Source organism: Desulfothermus okinawensis JCM 13304 (genome assembly GCF_054654515.1).
In genome coordinates, this window is record NZ_BAAIEW010000082.1 from 1 (window position 1) to 475 (window position 475).

A 475-nucleotide genomic window follows, 5' to 3' on the forward strand; every position below is an offset into this window, starting at 1 on the left:
AAATTTAGAGAGCAGGGCATATGAGGTCTTTAAGGACAACCAAAGAAGGCTTAAGATTCAATGTGAGAACAGAGAAGATATGGCGTCTTGTTTTGATGAATTGATCAAATTATCTTATGAGAAATATAACCAGAAAGTAGTAATATTAATAGATGAATATGACAAGCCAATACTTGATGTAATAGAGAACAGGGATCAGGCAAAGGAAAACAGGGAGTATTTAAGGGGGCTTTATTCAATAATAAAGGACAATGATGCATATGTTAGATTTGCATTTTTAACAGGTGTTAGCAAGTTCTCAAAGGCATCAATATTCAGTGGTCTGAATATGTTAGAAGATATATCCCTAAGCCCCAGGTTTGGTAATATTTGTGGATATACTCAAAAAGACATAGAAACCACTTTTTTGCCTTATTTACAAGGTGTTGATTTAAAAAAGGTAAGGGATTGGTATAATGGGTATTATTTTTTAAAG

Annotated in this window: 1 protein-coding gene; it reads left to right on the forward strand. The window is 32.8% G+C overall.

From position 1 onward, the window contains the following. Positions 1-475: AAA family ATPase (locus ACYQ0O_RS13120; protein ID WP_459893789.1), on the forward strand; the 475-nt coding region annotated here is incomplete at both ends.